Origin of the sequence: Isoptericola hypogeus, from assembly GCF_039531145.1 — a bacterium.
Classification (GTDB): Bacteria; Actinomycetota; Actinomycetes; order Actinomycetales; family Cellulomonadaceae; genus Isoptericola; species Isoptericola hypogeus.
Window position 1 is genome coordinate 1,491,382 of record NZ_BAAAPM010000003.1, and the last position, 6,128, is coordinate 1,497,509.

Here is a 6,128-nt window from a genome sequence, read left to right on the forward strand (position 1 = left end):
CAACGACGCGACGCCCTTGGAGGCTCACCTTGTCTGCACACTCCGGAGCCACCGCGGCGACGGACGAGATCGTCCCCGACCCCTCGCTCCCCCCGACCGCCGTCCCCGCCGAGGACCTGGCCCGCCGGTGGACGTGGCAGAAGATCGCCCTGTGGGTGGCGATCTCGCTGCTCGGCGGCGTCGCGTGGGTGATGCTCGCGCTCGTGCGCGGCGAGACCGTGAACGCGATCTGGTTCGTCTTCGCCGCCGTGTGCACCTACCTCATCGGGTACCGCTTCTACTCGAAGGTCATCGAGCGGTACATCGCCCGGCCGGACGACCGGCGCGCCACTCCCGCCGAGGTCCGCGAGGACGGCAAGGACTACGTCCCCACCGACCGCCGGGTGCTGTTCGGCCACCACTTCGCCGCCATCGCGGGCGCCGGCCCGCTGGTGGGCCCGGTCCTGGCCGCGCAGATGGGCTACCTGCCCGGGACGATCTGGATCATCGTGGGCGTGGTGCTCGCGGGCGCCGTCCAGGACTACCTGGTGCTGTTCTTCTCCATGCGCCGCGGCGGCCGCACGATCGGCCAGATGGCGCGCGACGAGCTGGGCCGCGTCGGTGGCGTGGCCGCGATGGCGGCCTCGCTGCTCATCATGATCATCATCGTCGCGATCCTCGCGCTCGTGGTCGTCAACGCCCTCGGCGAGAGCCCGTGGGGCGTGTTCAGCGTCTCGATGACCATCCCGATCGCGCTGTTCATGGGCGTCTACCTGCGCTTCCTGCGGCCGGGCCGCATCACCGAGGTGTCGCTCATCGGCTTCGTGCTGCTGCTGGCCGCGATCGTCGGCGGCGGCTGGGTGGCCGAGACCACGTGGGGCGCTGAGCTCTTCCACCTCGACCGCACGACGATCGCCGTCGGCATCATCGTCTACGGCTTCGTCGCCGCCGTGCTGCCGGTGTGGCTGCTGCTCGCCCCGCGCGACTACCTGTCCACCTTCATGAAGGTGGGCGTGATCGTGGTGCTCGCGGGCGCGGTCGTGATCGTGCGGCCGGAGATCTCGTTCCCGGCGGTCAGCGAGTTCGCGGGCGGCGAGACCGGGCCGGTCGTGTCCGGGTCGCTGTTCCCGTTCCTCTTCGTGACGATCGCGTGCGGCGCCCTGTCCGGATTCCACGCACTGATCGCCTCCGGCACGACGCCGAAGCTCGTCGAGAAGGAGCGCCAGACCCGGTTCATCGGCTACGGCGGCATGCTCATGGAGTCCTTCGTCGCGATCATGGCGCTGGTCGCCGCGATCTCGATCGACCGCGGGGTGTACTTCGCGATGAACTCCTCGGCCGCCGCCACGATGGGCACCGTCGAGGGCGCGGTCGCGTTCGTCAACTCCCTCGGGCTCACGGGCGTCAACCTCACGCCCGACATGCTCACCACGCTCGCGAACCAGGTGGGCGAGCCGTCGATCGTCTCCCGTACCGGCGGGGCGCCGACCCTCGCGCTGGGCCTGGCGACGATCATGCACCAGCTCTTCGGCGGCACCGCGATGATGGGCTTCTGGTACCACTTCGCGATCATGTTCGAGGCGCTGTTCATCCTCACGGCCGTCGACGCCGGCACCCGCGTGGCCCGGTTCATGCTGCAGGACACGATCGGCAACGTGGCGCCGAAGTTCAAGGACGTCAGCTGGCGGCCGGGCGTCTGGATCTGCACCGCGATCATGGTCGCCGGGTGGGGCAGCATCCTCTACCTCGGCGTCACCGACCCGCTGGGCGGCATCAACACGTTCTTCCCGCTGTTCGGCATCGCGAACCAGCTGTTGGCCGCGATCGCGCTCGCCGTCGTGCTGGCGATCGTCGCCAAGCGCGGGCGCGGCTACTGGGCGTGGCTGTGGATCGTCGCGCTGCCGCTCGCCTTCACCGCCGTCATCACCATCACGGCGTCGTTCGAGAAGATCTTCTCCCCCGTGCCGGCCGTCGGGTACTGGGCGCAGCACAACGCGTTCCAGACCGCCCTGGACGCCGGGGAGACGTCGTTCGGCACGGCCACCTCGGTCGAGGCGATGGAGGCCGTGGTCCGCAACACGTTCGTGCAGGGCACCCTGTCGATCGTGTTCGTGGTGCTGGCGATCGTCGTGATCATCGCGTCGGTCGTCGTGACGGTCCGCGCGTTCCAGCAGGGCGGCGGCGAGAACCACGAGGACCCGCCCGTCGCCTCGCGGCGGTTCGCCCCGGCGAACCTCTTCGCGACGGCCGCGGAGAAGCGGATCGAGAGGCAGTGGGCGGACGCGGGGCTGACGGAGAAGACCGGTGCCGGGCACCACTGACGCCCGACCCACGAGCGCGCTGCGCGCCGCCGCCCGGGGCATCGCCCGGGCGGCGGCGTCCGCGCGCTGGTACGTGCGGCAGGTCATGGGCGACGACGCCTACCGCACCTACCTGGCGCACGAGCGGTCGGCGCACCCCGGGCGCGAGCCGCTCGGGGAGCGGCAGTTCTGGCGCGAGCACTACGCCGAGCAGGACCGCAACCCGGGCTCACGCTGCTGCTGACGGGCGACGGGCGACGGGCGACGGGCAACGGACAGCAGTCGGAGGAGGACTCATGAAGGCGATCGTGTTCGACGCGTTCGGCGGCCCCGAGGTGCTGCACCCGGTGGACGTGCCCGCGCCCGAGCCCGGGCCGGGGCAGGTGCGGGTCCGCGTCGAGGCGGCCGCGGTCAACGGGTGGGACGTGAAGTACCGCGCCGGGGCGACCGGCTCCCGCGAACCGGCAGCGCCGGTCGTCCCTGGGCTCGAGGTGGCGGGCATCGTCGACGCGCAGGGCGACGGCGTCACGGGCGTGGCGCCGGGCGACCGGGTCGTGGGCTTCGCCGACACCGGCGGCTACGCGGAGCTGGCGCTCACCTCGACGTTCGCGCCCGTGCCCGACGGCGTGCCCGCGACGTCGGCGGTCACGCTGCCCGTCGCGGTGGAGACCGCCCACCGGGTGCTGCGCGCGGTCGGCCTGCGGGAGGGCGAGACGCTGCTGGTGCACGGCGCGTCCGGATCCGTGGGCGCGCTGACGGTCCAGCTCGCCGTCGCGCGCGGCGCGCGGGTGATCGGCACGGCGTCGGCGGCTCACCAGGACCGGGTCGCCGCGCTCGGAGCGACGCCCACCACCTACGGCGCCGGGCTGGTCGAGCGAGTGCGGGCGCTCGCCCCCGACGGCGTCGACGCGGTCGTGGACGCCGCCGGCGCCGGCGCGCTGCCCGACTCGATCGCCCTGCGCGGCGGCACCGGCCGGATCGTCACCATCGCCGACCCCGCCGCGTCCGACCTGGGCGTCGAGTTCAGCTCCCGCTCCGAGCGCGACGCCGGCGACCTCGCCCACGCCGTCGCCGCCCTCGCCCGCGGCGACCTGGTGTCCACCGTCGGCGCGGTGCTGCCCCTGGCCGAGGCGCCGCGCGCCCACGCGCTCGTCGAGAGCCGCCACGCCGGCGGCAAGGTCGTGCTGGCGCCCTGACCAGCGGGTCGTCTCATCTGACGGTCGCCGCCTCGCCCGCATCGCGGATGGTGCCTACGATCGAGGTCCAAGCCATCCAGAGCGGCCGAGAGTCCTGGCTCGTCGACGCCGCAGCAACCCGTTCTCCGACGGAAGCCTCCCGAGGACGAAGGTGCTCACGCCAGGCTCGATGGAGTGACGCATGGTCGCAGAGGCATACGTTCCGCACACCCCGGCGCTGCCGGCACGCCCGACGGTCTCGTTCGAGCTGATGCCACCGCGCCGGCCGGACGCCGCCCCGAAGTTCTGGGAGACGGCGCGTCGGCTGGTCGCGACGCACCCCGACTTCGTGTCGGTGACGTACGGCGCGGGCGGCGGCGACCGGGCGACGGCGCGCCAGGTCGTGTCGACCCTGCTCGAGGGCACCCCCGTCCTGCCGGTGGCGCACCTGACCTGCGTGGGCGCGTCCCGCGAGGACGTGTCCGCGGTGATCGACGACTTCCTGACCGCGGGCGTGCGCGCGTTCCTCGCGCTGCGCGGCGACCCGCCCAAGGACCAGCCCGACTGGCGCCCGCCGGACGACGGCGTGGGCTCGAGCATCGAGCTGGTGCACCTGCTGCGCGAGGTCGAGGCCCGGCGGTGCGCCAGCGACCCCGGCGCCGCCCTGCGCGGCGCCGCCCGGCCGATGACCATCGCCGTCGCGACGTTCGTCGACGGCAACGTCCAGGCCGGCACCACCAGGGCCCAGGAGGTCCAGCGCCTGCTGGAGAAGCAGCAGGCGGGCGCGGGCTTCGCCATCACCCAGCTGTTCTACGAGGCCGACTCGTACACCGACTTCGTCGCCGAGGCCCGTGCGGCCGGGGTGACGATCCCAATCCTCGCGGGGCTGCTGCCCACGACCGAGCCGCGCCGGCTCCGTCGCGTCGAGGAGCTCACCGGCGTCCGCGCCCCCCAGCAGCTGCTGGAGGCACTGGACGCACTGCCGGACCCGGAGGCCCAGCACGCCTACGGGACCGCGCGCGGCGTGGAGCTCGCCCAGCGCGTGCTCGACGCCGGCGCCCCCGGCATCCACGTGTACACGTTCAACAAGTACCGTCCCGCTCTGGACCTGCTCGAGGGTGTCCACCTCGGCGGACCGGCGTCGTCCGGCAGCTCTTCCGACGACGCGGACCTGGCCAGAAGGCCGTGGGTACCGAGCATCCCGACCCAGGCTCCGGCCGTCTGACCTCCCGGCCGAACACGGGGTTCCGATCGCTTTCACGGTCCATAGCGATCGCAACCCCGTGCTCGGCGACGACAGACGCCAGAGCCCGACACCAGGAGTGCTCATGTCCACCATCCCCACCGCCTTCGCCGGCGGCACCGTCCTCGGCTACCCGCGCATCGGGCGCCGCCGCGAGCTGAAGCGCGCCGTCGAGTCCTTCTGGGCCGGGCGCACCGACGCCGTCGACCTCGAGATCGCCGCCGGCACGCTGCGCCGCGACACCGTGCGACGCCTCGCCGCGCTCGGCCTCGACCCCGAGGACGGGTCCGTGCCCGGCGCGTTCTCCTACTACGACCAGGTGCTCGACGTCGTCGCGCTGCTCGGCGCCGTGCCCGCGCGGTTTCGCGACCTGCTCGACGACGAGGACGGCTCGCTCGAGCTGGACGGCTACTTCACCGTGGCCCGCGGGCGCGGCGAGGACGCCCCGCTCGAGATGACCAAGTGGTTCGACACGAACTACCACTACCTCGTGCCCGAGATCAGCGAGACCACGCCGATCTCGTTCGCCGACCACCGCGTCGTGCGCGAGTACGCCGAGGCCAAGGAGGCCGGCGTCACCACCCGCCCGGTGCTCGTGGGCCCGGTGACGTTCCTCGCGCTGTCCAAGGCGGCCGACGACGCCGGCGACGGCTTCCACCCGCTCGACCGGCTGGACGACGTCGTCGCCGCGTACGCCGAGCTGCTGCGCGCGCTGGCCGTCGTCGGCGCGCCGTGGGTGCAGCTCGACGAGCCGATCCTCGTGACCGACTCGCACGACGTCGCGCCCGAGCGCCTGGCCGACGCGGTGGAGCGCGCGTACCGCGCGCTGGCGACCGACCTTGCCGTCGCGACGGACGACGACGGCGCGGACGACGGTGCCGCGGACGACGCCACCTCGGACGACGCCGCGCGGCCGCGGATCCTCGTCGCCGCGCCGTACGGCGGGCTGCAGTCCGCGGCCGGCGACGGCCTCGCCCTGCTGGCCGGCACGGACGTCGACGCGATCGCGATCGACCTGGTCAGGGGCGCGGTGCCCGCAGGTGCGGGTCCGGACGGGACGGTCCCGGGGCTGGCGACGAAGACGCTCGTCGCCGGCGTCGTCGACGGGCACAACGTCTGGCGGGCCGACCTGGCCGCGAAGCTCGACGTCCTCGAGGCACTGAGCGCGCTCGGCGCCGGGGCGCTCGCCGTCGGCACGTCGACGTCGCTGCTGCACGTGCCGCACGACGTCTCCGACGAGACGTTCGCGGACGGCGACGGTGCGGACGACAGCGCCGGCCGCCTCGCCCTCGACCCGCGCCTGCGCGACTGGCTCGCGTTCGCGGACCAGAAGGTCGGGGAGGTCGGGACCCTCGCGCGCGGGCTCGCCGCCGGGCGGGACGCCGTCGCCGACGCGCTCGCGGCGTCGTCGGCCGCCGTGGCCTCCCGCGC

The 6,128-nt window shown here is 73.6% G+C and carries 4 protein-coding genes, 1 pseudogene and 1 riboswitch; all 5 genes and pseudogenes read left to right on the top strand.

What is annotated here, in order from left to right; translation table 11 throughout:
* The first annotated feature begins 29 nt into the window (after positions 1-29).
* Positions 30-2,300, top strand: coding sequence for a carbon starvation CstA family protein (locus ABD254_RS08980; protein WP_344247716.1), 2,271 nt, complete (start codon positions 30-32; stop codon positions 2,298-2,300).
* Positions 2,284-2,523, top strand: a complete 240-nt coding sequence (locus ABD254_RS08985; RefSeq protein WP_344247718.1) for a YbdD/YjiX family protein — start codon at positions 2,284-2,286, stop codon at positions 2,521-2,523. The genes ABD254_RS08980 and ABD254_RS08985 overlap by 17 nt, the downstream gene beginning before the upstream one ends.
* A gap of 52 nt (positions 2,524-2,575) precedes the next feature.
* Positions 2,576-3,475 (top strand): NADP-dependent oxidoreductase, encoded by a 900-nt coding sequence (locus ABD254_RS08990; RefSeq protein ID WP_344247720.1) that lies wholly within the window; start codon positions 2,576-2,578, stop codon positions 3,473-3,475.
* 69 nt (positions 3,476-3,544) lie between these two features.
* Positions 3,545-3,651: riboswitch (SAM riboswitch) on the top strand.
* Between the two features lie 5 nt (positions 3,652-3,656).
* Complete coding sequence (locus ABD254_RS08995) at positions 3,657-4,679, top strand: methylenetetrahydrofolate reductase (protein WP_344247722.1); 1,023 nt, start codon at positions 3,657-3,659, stop codon at positions 4,677-4,679.
* Positions 4,680-4,782: 103 nt separating this feature from the next.
* Positions 4,783-6,128 (top strand): annotated as a pseudogene (locus ABD254_RS09000) (5-methyltetrahydropteroyltriglutamate--homocysteine S-methyltransferase); the annotation flags it as partial.